We start from the raw sequence: 18,479 nt of genomic DNA, 5'->3' as shown, positions 1-18,479 counted from the left end.
AATGGCTAAACTAGGAATTATTCCTGCCCGGTATGCGTCAACGCGGTTCCCGGGCAAACCGCTGATCGATATCAACGGTAAAAGTATGATTCAGCGTGTTTATGAACAGGCTTGCAGCGCTGCAAGCCTTGATCAAGTTGTCATTGCTACAGATGACGAAAGAATTATTGCCGAAATAAAGCGATTTGGCGGAGAATATGCTTTAACCAGGGCTGATCATCAAAGTGGCACAGATCGTTGCGCTGAAGTGGCCACAAAATATCCTGGTTTTGATGTGGTTATCAATATACAGGGAGACGAACCCTTTATTGATCCCGTTCAGATTGATTTATTGAGTTCCTGCTTTGAAGATCCGCAGGTAAAACTGGCTACACTAATCAAAAAAATATATACTGAAGAGGAATTATTCAATCAGAGTATCCCCAAAGTCGTACTCAATTCCAATCAGGAAGCCATTTATTTTAGCAGACAGACTATCCCTTTCCAACGGAATAAAGCACCACAAGATTGGCTGAAGGCTTTTCAATTCTATAAACATATAGGAATTTACGGCTATACAACCGAAACCTTGTTAAGAATCACGCAACTCGAGCCTTCTACACTAGAACTTGCAGAAAGCCTGGAACAACTCAGATGGTTGGAAAACGGCTACAAAATAAAAACTAAGGTAACTGATTTAGAGACATTTGCCGTCGACACACCCGAAGATCTGGAGATAATTATTAGGATCAAGGGCAATTAATTCCCTATCTTAGGGAGAAAATACCTCTGCATGAAAAGCGTTTATAGTTCCCTTTTAATTTTAACCCTGTTTTTAACAGCTTGTAATTCCTCAGAACCACCTCACTTAAAAGATGGTGCATCCCATATAAAGACTGCTTTGCGTTCCTTTAGTGATACGACGAAACTGGATACGTTTAAAATTGTCCTGAATGGAGATGAGCCAAAAAACATGGAGCTTGTTTTTACAATTACGACACAGAGCGGTCAGCAGATTTACGCCAAAACACTGAAAGCCACAGCCCTGCTCGACAATTATAAAGAGAGCATTGATTTGGGCAAAAAGAAAGAGCAGCTGCAATTTATGAGAGAAGAACTTTCCCTTTTCTTTGATGAAGAGAATTTTATTGAACCTGCAGTCACCGAATCAGAAAAACCTGACAACAATACACCAGATAAAAACTTTTTTGAAGAATTAAAAAAAACTGGCGTGAATGGTTTCAAATACCGTTTAGGCAAAGAAAGCAAGGTTTATATTGCCTGGTCTGAGCAGGAAAAAAAGGTCAGAAACTATTATGAATGCTGCAAATAACGCGACAATGTTAGTGTATGACAACCGCCCGTAATAATTAATTGCTCCTATCCCGGTTTTTACCATAAAATTGTCGATTGGCGCTATATTCACATCTTAAAACGATAAATCAAAATAACACACATAATTAATCTCATTGTAAATCAGCTAATTACAATTATAATTGGTTTTATTCACCAATGTGTATACTAATTTCTAAAATTAATATTAGATTTACCTTAGTGTTATGGCCTCGTGTTTTAGCATTTATTGAACTACGCATATTCTAACCAAATATAAAATAGAAAAAGGCCGGGTATATTATCTGGTCTTTTTTTTTGAAGCATGGTGCCATCTGATCACGGTTATTCGATTAGATTCACAATTAGTTTCCCAATTCCACAATATTTCCGTAGCTTTGTATCCCGTACAAAAACAATAAAAACGCCCTTAAAAGCGGCTTTTATTTCACAAACTCACAAACATGACTAAGTATATTTTTGTTACGGGCGGTGTTACTTCCTCTTTAGGTAAGGGCATCATCTCCGCTTCATTGGCCAAACTTTTACAAGCAAGAGGTTACCGTGTAACCATTCAGAAATTCGATCCGTATATCAACATTGATCCCGGAACGTTAAATCCCTATGAGCATGGTGAATGCTACGTAACTGAAGACGGTGCTGAAACTGATTTAGATTTAGGTCATTATGAGCGTTTCTTAAATGTACCTACATCACAGGCTAACAATATCACTACAGGTCGTATTTATCAGAATGTAATCAACAAAGAACGTCAGGGTGAATATCTGGGAAAAACTGTTCAGGTTGTTCCGCATATCACTGATGAGATTAAACGCAATATGCGTATCCTTGGTGAAACAGGTGACTATGATATTGTGATTACTGAACTTGGTGGAACTGTTGGAGATATTGAATCTCTTCCTTTCATTGAGGCTGTAAGACAATTCAAATGGGAAGCTGGCGCGAATAACGCGATTGTGATCCACTTAACACTGATCCCTTACCTTGCAGCAGCTGGTGAGCTTAAAACAAAACCTACACAACATTCAGTTAAAGCATTACTGGAATATGGTATTCAGCCAGATATCCTGGTTTGCCGTACAGAGCAGCATATTAACATGGATATCCGTAAAAAGATCGCCTTGTTCTGTAATGTAAACGTCAATGCAGTTATTGAATCTATCGATGCTTCTTCTATTTATTCTGTTCCATTGTTAATGATGAAGGAACAATTAGATAAAATAGTATTGAGCAAACTTAAACTGGCACAGAAAAATGAGCCTGATATGGAAAGCTGGAAAGACTTTTTAGGAAGACTTAAAAACCCAACTTCTGAAGTGAGAATCGGTCTGGTAGGTAAATATGTGGAATTACCGGATGCTTATAAATCAATTATTGAAGCTTTCATTCATGCAGGTGCTAAAAATGAATGTAAAGTAAGAGTAGAATATATTCCTTCTGAAGAGGTTAATTCAGAAAATACAAAAGAGAAATTAGGTCATTTAGACGGTGTTTTAGTTGCACCAGGATTTGGTAGCCGTGGTATTGAAGGAAAAATTGATGCTATTCGTTACGTTCGTGAAAATAACGTTCCTTTCTTTGGTATTTGTTTAGGTATGCAGTGTGCGGTTGTTGAGTTTGGCCGTAATGTACTGGGCTTAAAAACAGCAAATACAACTGAAATCGATGAATTAACCGTTGATCCTGTGATCAATATGATGGAAGACCAGAAAACAGTAACAACTAAAGGTGGTACAATGCGCCTTGGTTCTTATCCTTGTGATGTTAAAAAAGGTACCAAAGCATTTGCAGCTTACGGTAAACAACACATCAATGAGCGTCACAGACATCGTTATGAGTTTAACAGTGCTTATTTAAGCCAATATGAAGAAGCTGGAATGATTGCTTCAGGTACTAATCCTGACAGCCATTTAGTGGAAATTATAGAGCTTAAAAACCATCCTTTTTTCGTTGGTGGACAATTTCATCCAGAATTAAAATCAACAGTTGCTAATCCTCACCCACTTTTTGTTAAATTTGTCGCCGCTGCGATGGAGTATGCGAAGAAAAAAACAAACTAATACGCGTTTAAATAACAATAATGGATAAAAATACATTCACAGGATTGTTCCTGATCATGATCGTTTTGGCGGGTTCTTTCTATTTCTTCAAGCCAAGTGAGGCTGAAATGAAGAAAGAACGGGAGCGGATCTCTATTGATTCCGCTAGTAAAGCTGGTGTTAAACATGCACCTGCTGCTCTTGCTGAAAATGCACCGGCTCCGCAATTAGACTCAGCAGCGCTGAAAGGTCCTTTCGGAACCAGTATTTCTGGTACCGCTACTACCAGCGTATTAGAAAATGAAGCTTTAAAATTAACTTTCACTAATAAAGGTGGTAAAATTAAAGCTGTAGAAGTAAAAGGTGAAAAGACTTACCTTGATAAACCAGTCGTATTGTTTGATGGTGACGAAAACATTTTCGGCTTAACCTTAAACGTTGGCGGTAAATTGGTAAAGACCAATGATCTTTATTTTACAGCAACAAAAACAGCTAATGCAATGGTGATGCGCGCTAATTACAGTGCGGATAAATACATTGAATTTGTTTATGATTTACAGCCTAAATCTCATAACGTTGGTTTCAACATCAACTTAAAAGGGATGAACCAGGTTATTCAGAGAGATAGTATCTCACTGGACTGGGAAACTGTATTACTTCAACAGGAAAAATCGTTGAAAAACGAGCAGCAATATTCTGCACCTTATTACAAGTATGCGGATAAAAACCCTGATCACCTGAGCATTGCTAAAGATGAAACAGAGAATTTGTCTAAAGCTAAAATTGAGTGGATTGCTTTCAAGCAACACTTTTTCTCAGCTGTGCTGATTCCTGCTGATCCTTTTAACAAGGTTAACCTTGCCGTAAGAATCCTGACTGAACCAGGTCATGTAAAAGGATATGCTGCAAAAGTAAACCTTCCTTTCAACCAGCTTGATGCACAGAACTACAAGATGAAGTTCTATTTCGGAACCAATCAGTTCAAAGTGCTGAAAGCTCAGGGACAAGAAATTGAGAAACTGGTAGAAATGGGTTACTGGCCATTGAAATACATTAACAGATTTGTTGTATTGCCAGTATTTAACTTCCTGGAGAGCTTTGGCTGGAACTATGGACTGATTATCTTAGTCTTAACTATTGCCTTAAAAGTTGTATTGTCACCATTGACTTACAAGTCTTATATCTCTATGGCTAAAATGAGAATCTTAAAACCAGAAATGGATGAGATTAAAGCCAAAGTAGGTGAAGACAATGCTACTTTATTACAACAGGAATATCTTAAGCTGTATAAACAGGTGGGTGTAAATCCACTGGGCGGTTGTTTGCCGATGCTGCTTCAGTTGCCTATCGTAATGGCGTTCTTTTTCTTCTTCCCGAATTTATTCGAATTAAGAGGACAAAGTTTCTTATGGATGCATGACCTTTCAACTTATGATGACTTCATTAAATTTGGATTTACAATTCCATTTATTGGTGACCACTTAAGTTTAATGTGTGTATTGATGACCATCTCTACCTTGATTTATACTTATTTCAATAACCAGGTATCAGGTGCCACCGGACAAATGAAATACATCGGTTACATTATGCCAGTTGTATTCTTAGGTGTACTGAACAGCTATCCTGCTGGTTTGAACTACTATTACTTCCTGGCGAATATGCTAACCTTTGGTCAGCAGTTCCTGATCAAGTCAATGGTTAACGATGAGAAAATTCACAATATTCTGAAGGAAAACAAAAAGAAACCTGAAGAGCAAAAGAAAAAATCTAAGTTCCAGACTCGTTTAGACGATTACATGCGTCAGCAGCAACAAGTTAAAACACAAGAAAAAAAGAATAAATAAGTATTCAAAAGATTCCGGTAAATGGCCGCTTTTCTCTAAGAAAGGCGGCCATTTCTATTTTAATACCATTTCTTTGTTTAGGAATTATGTAAAATTTAATATACAAATGGCATATATTGGTAAAAAATTACAATTTTTAAGGCTGAATTTAAATCCCAACCCCTCAATTATGCAGAAAAACCTTACTCTTATTCTCTTATTCTTTGCGAGCGCTGCCTTCGCCCAGAAAAAACCATTAGACCATACGGTCTATGATTCATGGGAAAATGTCGGCGTTAAACAGTTATCAGATAACGGGCAATGGGCTGCTTATTCCATCGTTAAACAAGAAGGCGATGCCAGCCTGTACCTGAACAACCTGACAAATACTACTAAAATACAGATACCAAGAGGTGAAAGATTAATGTTCAGCGCGGACTCAAAGTTTGCTGCTTTTTTAATTAAACCTCTATTTGCCACTACGCGCCAGGAAAAGATTAAAAAGAAAAAAGCAGACGAAATGACTAAAGACTCTTTAGGTTTTGTCAACCTGAGTACTGCTGCCATCCTTAAAGTACCCAGAATAAAATCATTCAAAATACCTGCAAATGAAGGAAATTACCTGGCTTATCAGAAAGAACCGCTTTTAGATACGGCTAAGAAAGCAAAATCTACTGCTGAAGAAAAAGAAGATGGAGCAAATGATTTCTTAGCAAAAGAGGAGAAAAAGGACGCAGCTAATAAAGCAGGTTCTGACCTTGTTTTAAGAAATCTGTTAACCGGTACTGAAAGAACTTTTAAATATGTCACTGAATATGAATTCAGTAAAAACGGTAAACAACTGGTTTATAACTGTGTTGGATCAAAAAAAGATAAAACAGTAAAACCTGGTGTATTTTTATTGAATACTGAAAAAGGAACTATTAAAACACTGGTGAGTGCTAAAGGCAATTTCAAGAGTTTCATTTTCGATGAAGCAAGTGAGCAAATAGCCTTTTTAGGGGAGACTTCTCCAGAGAAAAAAGAGATCAAAGATTACAGCATTTACTTCAATACCCTTACACTGGACACTGCGCAAGCTTTAGTAGATTATGAAATTGACGGTATGCCTGCTAAATGGTCTGTTAGCGGAGACGGAAAATTGACTTTCAGTAAAGATGGAAACAAATTGTTTTTCGGTATTGCGCCAATAAAAAAAGAGAAAGATACTACCCTGGTAGACTTTGAACATGCCAAATTAGATATCTGGGGATATAAAGATGATTATCTGCAGCCTATTCAGCTAAAAACCGCGGATAAAGAAGCTAAGAGAAGTTATCTTTCAGTTATCGACATCTTTAGCAGCGATCCTAAAATCGTTCCTTTAACAGACGTTAAACTTCCGGAAGCGCGCATCGTTAAAGAAGGAGATGCTAATTTCGTATTGGCTTCTACAGATTACGGAAACCGAGCACAAGCACAATGGACTGGTTTATCACTTAGCGACTATTACCTGGTCGACACTAAAACTGGGACCAGAAAGAAGATTATATCAGCTTTAGATGGTCAGGCATCTGTTTCTCCAGGTGGAAATTACGTCTTGTTCTATAACAATAAAACAGGGATCTGGTCTGCTTATACCGTAGCTACAGCTAAAATTACTGCATTAAATACCAATACTACTGTAAAGTTCGCAGACGAAGATAACGACATGCCTGATGATCCAAAAGTTTATGGTATCGCAGGATGGACTGAAGAAGACAAGCAAATTTTAATTTACGACAAATATGATATCTGGAGCTTTACACCAGATGGAAAATCTGCGCCAAAAAACATGACTAATGGTTTTGGAAGACAGAACAGCATTACATTCCGTTATGAAAAATTAGATACCGCTGCACAATTCATCAGCAAAAAAGATGAGATGTGGTTGAGCGCGTATAACAACATCACGAAAGAAAAAGGTTTCTATAAAACAAAAGCAGGAGACACCAAGAGTCCGGAACTTGCTGTAATGGCTAAGTTTAAATACTCGCCATTAGTTAAAGCAAAAGCTGCTGAGCGTTTTATTTACGACAAAGCAAGCTATACTGCCTCCCCTAATGTTTATGTATCTGTTGATTTAAAAACTGAAACTAAATTAAGCAACACCAATCCGCAGCAACAGAATTATAACTGGGGAACTGCAGAATTGGTTAAATGGACTACGCCAAAAGGATATAAAGCAGAAGGTATTTTATATAAACCGGAGAATTTTGACCCGGCTAAAAAGTATCCGATGATCGCTTATTTCTATGAGAAACTGACAGACGGACTTTACAATTACGTGGCTCCTGCCCCTACTCCATCAAGATTGAACATCTCATTCTTTGTGAGCAATGGTTATTTGGTATTTGCACCAGATATTAGTTATGAGAAAGGATATCCAGGAAAATCTGCCGAAGAATATGTCAATTCAGGTGTAGAATCACTGAAAAAGAACAGTTGGGTTGATGGGACAAAAATAGGTATCCAGGGCCAAAGCTGGGGCGGTTACCAGGTTGCGCACTTAATTACAGCGACGAACATGTATGCTGCTGCCTGGGCTGGTGCCCCTGTAGTTAACATGACTTCTGCTTATGGCGGTATCCGCTGGGAATCTGGGATGAACAGACAATTCCAGTATGAGAAAACACAAAGCAGAATTGGTGCAACACTATGGGAAAAACCAGAACTATACATCGAAAACTCACCACTTTTCTCTTTGCCAAAGGTGACTACTCCGGTAGTAATCATGTCTAATGATGCAGATGGAGCCGTACCATGGTATCAGGGAATCGAGATGTTTACTGGTTTGAAAAGATTAGGTAAACCCGCATGGTTATTAAATTACAACAATGAAGCACATAACTTAGTGCTTCGTCAAAACAGAAAAGATATTCAAATCCGCGAACAGCAGTTTTTTGATTATTACCTGAAAGGTGCCAAAGCACCTGTTTGGATGACTGGCGGAATACCAGCTACAGAAAAAGGTAAAACATGGGGTTTTGAGCTGACCGGCGACAAGCCTTAATCTATATTATTCGTTTTGATGATAAAAAAGGATCTGTATGCTGATGAATACAGATCCTTTTTTTTACATTCATAGCTTCAAACTAAAATATGGCATTAAATTATCTATGGATTGCGTTTTTTCTTATCGCATTCGTTGTTGCACTGATCAGATTAATCTTTTTTGGTGATACAGAAATATTCAAACTGATTGTAGATGGTACCTTCGAATCTGCAAAAGTGGGTGTGATGGATATTGCCTTGCCGCTGGTGGGTATTATGACCTTATGGCTGGGCATTATGAATATCGGTGAAAAAGCGGGGGCTATCAATTTCCTGTCCCGTATTATCGGCCCTTTCTTTAGCCGTATCTTTCCTGAAGTACCAAAAAACCATCCTGCTACTGGCCATATGGTGATGAACTTCTCTGCCAATTTACTGGGTTTGGATAATGCTGCCACTCCTTTTGGTTTAAAAGCTATGCAAAGTTTACAGGAAATTAATCCTGATAAGGATACTGCCAGCAATGCGCAGATTATGTTTTTAGTGTTGCATACTTCAGGTCTTACGCTGATCCCACTTAGCATTATGGCCCAGAGAGCGATTCTGGGAGCCGCAGATCCAGCAGATATATTTATTCCTTGTATGATTGCGACCTACGTGGCCACTTTGGTGGGTTTAGTAGCTGTTGCGATTAAGCAAAAGATTAACCTGTTCAATACAGTAGTCATTTCCTGGTTAGGCGGTATTACCGTGTTTCTGGTAGGAATGATCTATTATTTCACAAACTACCTGACTAAGGAACAGATTGAGGTGGTTTCGCGGGTAGCTTCCAATTTTATCCTTTTCTCTATTATTATTGCTTTTATTCTGGGTGCTGTCCGCAAAAAAGTGAATGTATATGATGCTTTTATTGAGGGCGCCAAAAATGGTTTCACTACTTGTATTACGATTATCCCTTATTTGGTAGGGATGCTGGTTGCGATTGGCGTACTAAGAAATTCTGGAGTACTGGGCTATATCGTGGATGGTTTTACCTGGTGTTTTGTACATCTGGGCGTCAATACTGACTTTACGCCAGCCCTGCCGACTGCATTGATCAAACCACTGAGCGGAAGCGGGGCAAAAGCAATGATGGTAGATACGATGAAGACTTTTGGTCCTGATTCATTTGTAGGCCGTTTAGCTTGTGTTTTTAACGGCTCAGCAGATACAACATTTTATATTGTAGCCCTATATTTTGGTTCAGTAGGTATTAAGCGTACACGTTATGCAATTCCATTTGGCTTGATTGCAGATTTAGCAGGAATCATTGCTGCTGTGTTTGTAGCTTATTTATTTTTCCATTAGCCTTTGGAATCAGGCCGATTTATGACTGTTGAGATAGTTGATGATTTTTTCCAGTACCCCGGGTTCTACACTAGTATATCTGGAGGAGCGCCAGGTAGAAGAAGGTTGATCAAGCCAGATACAAAATGAATGGTAGCCTTCCACTATTACGGCATAGGTTTCATGAAAATCGTCTTGGATCTGAAGGCAAAAACCGCTGACAGGTTTGCCTTGCACATCAAACTGGAAGTTGAGATAATTACTTAACATGGTCATAATTGGTTAGTTGGTCTATCATAACAAATATGGTTATCAAATGTTTAACTAATTTTAAGCCGGCAACATTTTTCTGTTAAGTTCCTGCTTATATTAAGCTTAAATTTAACCACAAAAAAACCTTATGGATAAGAAACAAATCACCGCAGTTACCGAACTGGACCGTTCCCATTACCTGACCAAAGTTTATGCAGGCGGACATTTTATTTATGCAGATGAGCCTGCCGATGTTGGCGGAACTGACGAAGGGATGAATCCCGGCGCACTGCTTTTAGCCAGTTTAGGAAGCTGTACTGCAATTACGATCAGAATGTATGCAGACCGGAAAGAAATGGCGCTGGACACCATTAAAATCCATCTGGCTATCTGTAATGAGCAAGAGATGTCTACTTCAACCAAGATTACACGCAAAATTGAATTTGGCGGAAACCTGTCTGAAGCAGAATTAACCAGGCTAATGCAAATTGCAGATAAATGTCCTATTCATAAAATGTTGAGCAATCCTATACAAATAGAAACAACTTTGGCATAAATTTTTGAGAAACCTGCTATTTTACTAAATTTATTAGCACATTTGTATATACCTATAGCTTAATAAATGTTGAAATACGCAGTAGTCGATATTGAAACTACCGGTGGTTTTGCCGCCGGTAATGGGATTACAGAAATCTCTATCCTGATTCATGATGGTTCAAAAGTCATAGACCGCTTTGAAACATTAATTAATCCTCAGCAGGATATACCAATCTATATCCAAACTTTAACCGGCATCAGTGAGGAGATGGTTAGCAGTGCTCCGCTGTTTGAACAAGTAGCTCCTCAAATTTATGAGCTTTTAAAGGATAAGATCTTTGTAGCGCACAATGTGAACTTTGATTACTCTTTTGTAAGGCATCAGCTTGCACATTCGGGATTTGTGTTACAATCGAAAAAGTTATGTACGGTAAGGATGAGCAGAAAAATTGTCCCCGGACTTTCTTCTTATAGTTTAGGCAAGCTCTGTGCATCACTCGGTATTCCATTAAATGGCCGTCACCGCGCTGGTGGTGATGCTGCAGCAACGGCTTTATTGCTTAAGCTTTTATTGGAAAAAGATGAGGCAGGAGTTATTCCGCTTTCCTTATTGAAAAGCTCCAAAGAACAAGTTTTGCCACCAAATTTATCAAGGGATAGTATTGATGCTTTACCCGGGCAACCCGGTGTCTATTATTTTAAAGATCAAAAAGGGAAGATTATCTACGTTGGTAAAGCTATAAATATCAAGAAAAGGGTATATTCTCATTTCTCCGGAAATAAGACTAATCAGCAAAGGCAGGATTTCCTTAAACAAATTCATGAAGTTGATTTCACGATTTGCGGCACGGAGTTGATGGCGCTGATTCTGGAAGCTTCAGAAATACAGAAACACTGGCCAGAAAAAAACAGAGCTTTAAAGCGCTTTGAACAGAAATATGCTTTATATGATTTTGAAGACCAGAAGGGTTATATCCGTTTAGGTATTGATAAGTATAAGAAAAACAGTCATGCTTTATATACTTTTAACAGTTTGCTGTCTGGACAAAGTATGTTACGGGGAATGATCAACGAACATACGCTATGTGAAAAGTTATGTTTTATTCAGAAGAACAGACTGGCTTGTACTGCGCATGAGAAAGGAAATTGTCATGGTGCTTGCCTGGGAATAGAAGATCCGGCCAACTATAATACCAGAGTGAATGAGGCTATTACCCATTTAAAAGTTGCACTTCCCTCCTTTGCGCTGATAGATTCAGGTAGAAATAAGGATGAAAAGAGCTGTTTATGGGTGGAAGAGGGTAAATTTTATGGGATGGGTTATATTTCTTCTCACAGTGATATTACTGATTTGGAAAACCTAAAATCTTGTATAGTCCCTTATACTTCAAATGATTATATTTTGAATATGGTTCTTGCTTATGCAGAATCCCATCCTCAGCAAAGGATTGAAATCTCAAAATCTATACACTTCTAGAATTATTTTAAAATATATTTGCGTTTAAAGTACTTTAATCTTACCTTTGTCGTCCCTAACAAGGGGAAATGCATCCATAGCTCAGCTGGATAGAGCAACGGTTTTCTAAACCGTAGGTCATAGGTTCGAATCCTATTGGGTGTACAGGAGATTTATCTCTTAATTAAAGGCGACGTTGCTCCAGACGTTGCCTTTTTTTGTATAAAAAGGTTGTTATAGATTAAGATATAAACAATTACAATGGAAAATCTCGATGCATCAAGCTCAGAATTCCTAATTTCTATATTAGACTATTGTATTTTTATAATCCAGAATATCAGATTAAATATCAATATGTACATTTAGACGAAGTTCATAACCAGTTTGTTTAAAAAAGGTATTAATTTTCACAGCCTGCCCCCGATCGAAGACTGGTCGCTGTTTGTTAACTAAATGGGCTCTTTTCACCGAATATTTCTTTGCTAAGCCGGTTGTTTCAAATTCTGCTATCGCACTCATCAGCTGTTCCGGATCTGCCCAGTTTTTAGCAGCCCCAACGATATCTTTTAACTCAACAAAGATTACAGTATCTTCATAGAACAAAGCGCCATCGCAACGTTTTTTATCCTTACCATCGTCTCTCTTAGAAAACTCAATACAGTTATCAATAGCGACAAATTCTACCTTTATTTGACGGTCATTATGCACAACTGCTATCCACTTTTTTCCATCTATTTCATTAAGGTATGCAGGTATCGATGGCGGTGGAGTATCGTCGCATATTCCAAACCGTCTCAAGTTTGAGCTACTCCAACATTTTTCAGTAAGAAAATTTGTACTCATCGAGATATTTTTTGTTCAAAAGCAATCAAATCAGAAAAAAGGTCATTGGCGGTTCCCAATTCTTCATTCAACCAATTATCATCCGATGGTAGTCCATCAAAGGTTTCTAGTAAATTAATTGCTCCTTTATCCTCATCAAGCTCATATATAGCAAGTTCATTTCCCGAAATTGCTGCCATTGCAGGAACTATCTTATTAAGATCAGCCCTATCACTACTAGTCATATTTTTCATACTAGCTAATAGCTCTCCAGCTTTAGTGGCTAATGTCAAATAGTTAATGATATACGGGCTATGAGTTGTCATAACTAAAACATTATCTTTTTGAAGATTATTAAACTCAAGCAGCATATTGAGCACTTTACGCTGAGAAGATGGATATAGATTTTGCTCCGGTTCTTCAACAATATTCAAAAGGGCTGAATAATAATAGCGTGAGGTCATATTCTCAAGATATATTTTCTTCAGTTCTTCTGAGATGTTGGGATTTTTTATAATACTCTCGGCATCTCTCCGCAAATTTTCAGATATTCTAAGACTAAGCTGGCTTTTATGTTTGTCAGCCCGATTGTTGATCAATGTAGAGAGATACTTAGTCACTATGTATATAGGCACCAGCGATTGAAAACCACTTGCTGCTTCTGAAAGCTCTAATTTAAAACCTTTTCCAACTAGCATTGGAATTTCAGATATTGGATCGTAAATAAGTGATGTATCGTTTATAGGCAAAATCAAAGATTCTTTCGACGCCTTAAGCCCATCAAAAAATTCATCAGCAAAGGTATAAAGTGTGCTTGGCAAACCTTTCAAGTCCCTCACATTCCTCACTGCACTAATAAAATTCCTTTCTGCCGGTACATACATGATTTTTGGCAGATAATAGTTGTTCTGTATCCTATATTCAATATTAACCAGGCCCCCAACGTAGCTAAAATCAATTCCGTCCCCTTTATAATAGATGCTTGTGTTGCGATGAAAGTAACTTTTAATATTCTGATAGGCACATTGATTGCGAAACCACCCTTTCTCTTCAGCTGTTTTTTCGGAAATTTCACCGCGCATTAAAGCTTTTTCAATCCAGCTAATTGTGGAAATTAACTTTGCAACTGTACTTTTGCCAGAACCTTGTGAGCCAATTAGCACCGTCACTTTTTTAATCTCCATCCAACCATTATTTTGATTGAAACCTTCTTTAATGGGACCAAAGTTTTGGATTTTGATTTTACTCATATATTGGTTTTAGAATATCAGAAGTCCAAATTTAAGAAAAATAGCGATAGGATAAGGCGTAGTTTGAACATCTAATTTTTCAACTCTCCTGTTTAATTTTAATATAATATTGGCAGAAATCAAGGACAAATATCTTACTGATATTTATGGTTGGTTTCAACCAAACAGCAAGTTTTGCTTCAGTCATCTTCTTTTCCTTTAAGGTATCCAATACAATTCTGCTGACTTAATCAACCAATATCTATTGTGTTTTGTAAATCTGGTTTTTTCCTGACCATTGGTTTCACAAACTTTGAATCAGCGGATAATGATTTTGATCCGGTATGTCTTAAAAATAAAGAATGGATATTTATCAAAGAAGACCTCATAGAGGCTATAGGATAGCGTTACTGATTACAAAAACTGCTCTTGAAAAAACCACCTTTCAATTGCTAAAAATTAACTGGTGTAGCCTGCCTTGCAACCAGTTTCCAATCGTTATCTTTTTTTACCCAGATATTAGTAAATCGTCTTTTAAGCTGCTTAGCTGATTTTTCGCCAGCTGCATTTTGAAACTCAGTTTCAGCCCCCATAACAATTGCAATATCACCATTAAATGTAATCCGTTCAATATTTCTGTCCACCTTCGAAAATACATGTCCACCTTTGAGAATATTTAAAATTTGCTTTCTGGTAGCTATTTTTCCATTTGCATTATTTACAACATATTCTTCAGTCCAGATTTTTTTGAGTGCAGTAGTATCATTTTTATCTAAAAACGCTGTCCAGGTTTTTTCCAGCTCACGAATTCTTAGATCATCTGATGCATGTTGCTGAGCTTGCACCAAATTTATGGCACTCATCAACAATACTGTAAGTAAAAAGGGAAGGATGTTTTTTCTCATAAGTATTCAAATCTAAGCATATAATTATCCAATTTTTATGATCTGGATCATATGAGCTTATGGAACTGACTAATCCGGTCAGTCTTTCACTTTTCAAATAAAATCCCCATTCAGGACAGGTAATTAATCTTAATATTAACCCGTATTCTGGTGTAGTACTGTAGGGGTTGTGGCATACATTGAAGTAGGGTTGAAGTAGCATTCAACTACCCTTGAAGTACCTCAGGCTACTTCAATCCTACTTCAACCCTATTTCAGTACTACTTCAATGTATGCCACAACCCCTACAGTACCCAGCCACAACCTAGTTACAAGTTCATCTGGAAATACTAAAAAATCCTTAAGTTATTCAATTATCCATTCATGAATTCCAGAAGAATTATCTTTAGGAAGATGAACTTTCAGTCTCAACGCTTTAGTTTTTACAGGTTTAAAACGAAGAACATTAAACTTATCCTTTTCAATAAGATAATCAGTAACTGCTTCTACAGGAACCCACTTTCCTTCACTTAAATAAAGAAGCTGATAATTGTCAGGAACCCGGCACCCACCCCATGGGCTATCATCAAACCAATAGACTTTTGAGGCTGAAACTTCATATTCCTGATCAAAATCGTATTGCAGAAACTCATTTGAACCCTTTTTGGGCCACCAATGCAAATAAGGGTAACTTTTATCTTTAGCATCAGCCGGTTCATATTGATCTTTTACAGCAGCCAGCAATTGTTTATTAGTTAATGATCCTGACACTTTACTCCTGGAGGCAATAGTTGCAGCAGGCCTGGGTTTTGAAACAGACTCTTCATAGGGTACCCAAACGGTCATCTCACTAGCTCCCCGGTTTGCCCAGGCATAATAAGGTATTGCAGTAACTTTTTGATCAACTTTAATCAGCTCATTACTATTGAGCTTTCTGTGCGTGCCTGAGCCTGGTACAGTTAATACTTCTATTCCATTTAGTAAATCAGGATTAAAGTGTGAAGTTACCACCGCATTTTTAGCTATAATAATGTCCTGAACTACACTGTCTTTATTATCCGGACCTTCCAGACAATAAACAACAGGCCCCCGCTGGAAAGCAAAGCGGCCTTTATCATCCTTTACTTTTTCATTTGCTAAAATTTTTCTGGTTTCCATCGGAACAGCAAACACTAACTGATCACCCTTCTTCCAGGTGCGGTCAATAACTGCATAACCTTTAACTACTGTATATTTAAATGGCTTACCATTTAAAGTAAGCATAACCGGTGAAGGCTTCGTCTCCACAAAATTGTACAATGTACCTGGAACAGGCTCATTACGTGCCCATCCAGGAATACGGATATGTAAAGTGAATGCTGCATTTTTTTCCGGATCTATTTTTATCTCCACTTTTCCATCCCATGGATAAGCGGTAACCTGTGCAATTTTCACTTGAGCAACAGGAAGTTTAATCTCACTCGTATTCCCCATAAATAGGTTTACATATAAGTTATTTTCATTTTGAGCATATACATAACCTGGTACAGAAGGTAAAAACCTGGTCATATTAGAAATGCAGCAGGCACAACTGAACCATCCACTACGCTCATGCTGGTGCATAGAAGATAAAGGATTAGGATAAAAAAAACGATCTCCTGAAAGAGAAACTCCCGATAGTAAACCATTATATAAGGTGCGTTCTAAAACATCGATATATTTAGAATCACCGTGTAGCTGGAACATCCGGCTGTTCCAGTAAATATTAGCAATTGCCGCACAGGTCTCTGCATAAGCAGACATATTGGGCAAATGATAAGCTTCACCAAAGGCCTCACCTTCACCCATTGAACCAATTCCTCCAGTGATGTAAAGTTTTTTATTCACAACATCCTCCCAGATATCATCAATGGCCTTCAGATACCTTTTATCTCCCGTAATTGCGGCTACGTCAGCCATACCAGTATACATATAGGCTGCTCTTACCGCATGTCCAACTGCTTCATGCTGGTCAACGACCTTCGCCTGGGCCTGGTTATAAGCATTGCCTTTAGGCCCACGTTTATCCAGAAAAAATTTGGCCAGATTAAGATACTGCTCATTACCAGTGATCCTATATAATCTAACCAGTCCTATTTCTACAACCTGATGCCCCGGATATCGCTCTGTTTTACCGTAGCCAAAATCTCTGACCAGCAAATCTGCATTTTTCAGGGCTATATTTAATAAAGTTTTCTTTCCTGTAGCCTGATAATGGGCAGCAGCAGATTCAAATAAGTGCCCGGAGTTATAGAGCTCATGGCTAAGTTCTTCTTCTTTTTCCCAGCGTTTGCTGCCAATCCATTGATGAGGTTTAGCCGCATTGACTGTACGAAAAGTGTAGAGATAACCGTCTTTTTCCTGAGCAGCACCAATAATACTGATCAGTGTATCCACATATTTCTCCATCACCGGATCGGCTTTCATTTGCATCGCATAAGATGCACCTTCTATCACTTTATAGATATCCGTATCATCAAATGGAAAGACAGTTAATTTGTCTCCGGGAATAGTTTTGGAAGCTCTTAAAAAGTTAGCTATTCTTCCATCCATTTTACATTGCTGCAGGGTATGAGGAATAGTTACTTTGGCATTGATCTCCATTTTTGGGGCCCAGAACTGATCATTTACATGAACGTGAGTGAAAGCCACCGGCTGAATCGGATAATCTTTTTTCTGCGCATAAACAGTGCCTGAGAAAAAGCACAACAGCGTTAAGATCTTGTTTAATTTCATCATTTTTCAACTACAAGCGGCCATTCGTTCAGCCAGTTTAATTTTTCAATTCTGAGTTTTGGCACTCCTCTATCTTTCGCATCATAGCCATGAAAGATGAGATAATCTATCCCATCAAAAGAGCAGACTGCGTTATGACCGACCCCATACCAGCCAGCGTCACCTTCCAGTACCAATGTCCCTCCTCCTTTAGTCATTGCGATACCATTCTGATCCAGATAAGGACCTTTAATTGACCTGGAACGTCCAACAATCATTTTATAAGTACTTTTTTCACCTTTGCAGCAATAGTCTATGGAAGCAAATAAATAATAATACCCGCTTTTTTTGAAAAGGAAAGGTGCCTCAATAGCATTGCCGCCAGCATCAACAGGGTTTCCAGCTACAGCAGGAGGATTCGGTGCTCCAGGAACCTTTTTTCTGCTGGCAATAGTAGGTATGTCATCAGCCTGCGCTGAAATATGCAGCAGGTCTTTACTGAGCTGAGCTAGTTTAATCCCGTCCCAAAATGAGCCAAAGACCATCCATGGCATACCCTTTTCATCACTGATTACATTAGGGTCAATTGCATTCCAATTTGTTTTCCCTGGAAAAGACTGAATTACTTTCCCATGGTCTGTCCAATTAAAATCAGGAGAATCCGGGTCAAGTGTTGCATTAGTTGCTACTCCTATAGCCGAAGTGTTTTTACCAAAAGCAGATACGGAGTAATACAGATAATATTTTCCTTCGTGAAAATAGATATCTGGTGCCCAGATATGGCCTTTAAATTCCGGTATAGCTTTAACTGCCCATTCAGGTGCTTTACTAAAAACAGGCTGTTCTTTTTTCCAGCTTTTCCTATCAGCTGAACTCCAGACATTAATGCCCCAGCCAGTACTGAACAGGTAATACCGGTTATGCTGCCTGATCATTACAGGATCGTGGACGGATATAGCTGTTTGATATTCCTGAGCACTTAAGCGGAATACCCCGAAAAGAAACAAGATTAAAATCAAATACTTTTTCATTCC

General features: G+C 38.2%; 13 protein-coding genes and 1 tRNA gene. 9 read left to right on the top strand and 5 right to left on the bottom strand.

The genetic code is table 11. The features are described 5' to 3' along the window. The first annotated feature begins 1 nt into the window (after position 1). From kdsB to AY601_RS03105, 9 genes are all read left to right on the top strand, one after another. A complete protein-coding gene (gene kdsB, locus AY601_RS03150) occupies positions 2–742 on the top strand; it encodes a 3-deoxy-manno-octulosonate cytidylyltransferase (RefSeq protein ID WP_068396330.1) in 741 nt (246 codons plus the stop codon). 30 nt (positions 743–772) lie between these two features. Then, positions 773–1,312 carry a hypothetical protein gene (locus tag AY601_RS03145; RefSeq protein WP_068396328.1) on the top strand — a complete coding sequence of 180 codons (540 nt, stop codon included), beginning with the start codon at positions 773–775 and terminating at the stop codon, positions 1,310–1,312. A 463-nt stretch (positions 1,313–1,775) separates the two neighbouring features. Then, positions 1,776–3,392, top strand: a complete 1,617-nt coding sequence (locus AY601_RS03140) for a CTP synthase (RefSeq protein WP_068396326.1) — start codon at positions 1,776–1,778, stop codon at positions 3,390–3,392. Between the two features lie 20 nt (positions 3,393–3,412). After that, positions 3,413–5,215 carry a membrane protein insertase YidC gene (gene yidC / locus AY601_RS03135; protein WP_068396324.1) on the top strand — a complete coding sequence of 601 codons (1,803 nt, stop codon included), beginning with the start codon at positions 3,413–3,415 and terminating at the stop codon, positions 5,213–5,215. A gap of 169 nt (positions 5,216–5,384) precedes the next feature. Further along, the gene (locus AY601_RS03130) at positions 5,385–8,225 is read left to right on the top strand and encodes a prolyl oligopeptidase family serine peptidase (protein WP_068407073.1); all 2,841 of its coding nucleotides are present in this window, start codon (positions 5,385–5,387) and stop codon (positions 8,223–8,225) included. 89 nt (positions 8,226–8,314) lie between these two features. Then, positions 8,315–9,553, top strand: a complete 1,239-nt coding sequence (locus AY601_RS03125) for a nucleoside recognition domain-containing protein (protein WP_068396322.1) — start codon at positions 8,315–8,317, stop codon at positions 9,551–9,553. Positions 9,554–9,932: 379 nt separating this feature from the next. Next, complete coding sequence (locus tag AY601_RS03115) at positions 9,933–10,340, top strand: OsmC family protein (protein WP_068396318.1); 408 nt, start codon at positions 9,933–9,935, stop codon at positions 10,338–10,340. Between the two features lie 66 nt (positions 10,341–10,406). Continuing rightward, positions 10,407–11,798 (top strand): exonuclease domain-containing protein, encoded by a 1,392-nt coding sequence (locus AY601_RS03110; protein WP_068396315.1) that lies wholly within the window; start codon positions 10,407–10,409, stop codon positions 11,796–11,798. A gap of 70 nt (positions 11,799–11,868) precedes the next feature. Then, positions 11,869–11,942, top strand: a tRNA-Arg gene (locus tag AY601_RS03105). A gap of 177 nt (positions 11,943–12,119) precedes the next feature. On the opposite strand, the gene AY601_RS03100 is transcribed toward AY601_RS03105, so the two are convergent. The 5 genes from AY601_RS03100 to AY601_RS03080 form a co-directional block, all read right to left on the bottom strand. Next, positions 12,120–12,620, bottom strand: a complete 501-nt coding sequence (locus tag AY601_RS03100; protein ID WP_068396304.1) for a hypothetical protein — start codon at positions 12,618–12,620, stop codon at positions 12,120–12,122. Beyond that, positions 12,617–13,849, bottom strand: coding sequence for an AAA family ATPase (locus tag AY601_RS03095; protein ID WP_068396298.1), 1,233 nt, complete (start codon positions 13,847–13,849; stop codon positions 12,617–12,619). The genes AY601_RS03100 and AY601_RS03095 overlap by 4 nt, the downstream gene beginning before the upstream one ends. Positions 13,850–14,280: 431 nt before the next feature. Next, positions 14,281–14,733: a nuclear transport factor 2 family protein gene (locus AY601_RS03090; protein ID WP_068396296.1), complete on the bottom strand. Its 453-nt coding sequence runs from the start codon at positions 14,731–14,733 to the stop codon at positions 14,281–14,283. Positions 14,734–15,078: 345 nt separating this feature from the next. Next, entirely contained in the window at positions 15,079–17,469 is a 2,391-nt protein-coding gene (locus AY601_RS03085; protein ID WP_068396293.1) for a glycoside hydrolase family 127 protein, read from the bottom strand. Next, positions 17,466–18,476, bottom strand: a complete 1,011-nt coding sequence (locus tag AY601_RS03080; protein ID WP_068396284.1) for an arabinan endo-1,5-alpha-L-arabinosidase — start codon at positions 18,474–18,476, stop codon at positions 17,466–17,468. Before AY601_RS03080 ends, AY601_RS03085 begins: the two co-directional genes overlap by 4 nt. Positions 18,477–18,479 lie beyond the last annotated feature (3 nt).

The sequence above is a fragment of the Pedobacter cryoconitis genome, assembly GCF_001590605.1.
GTDB classification, from domain to species: domain Bacteria; phylum Bacteroidota; class Bacteroidia; order Sphingobacteriales; family Sphingobacteriaceae; genus Pedobacter; species Pedobacter cryoconitis_A.
This window is presented reverse-complemented; position numbering and strand designations above follow the sequence as displayed.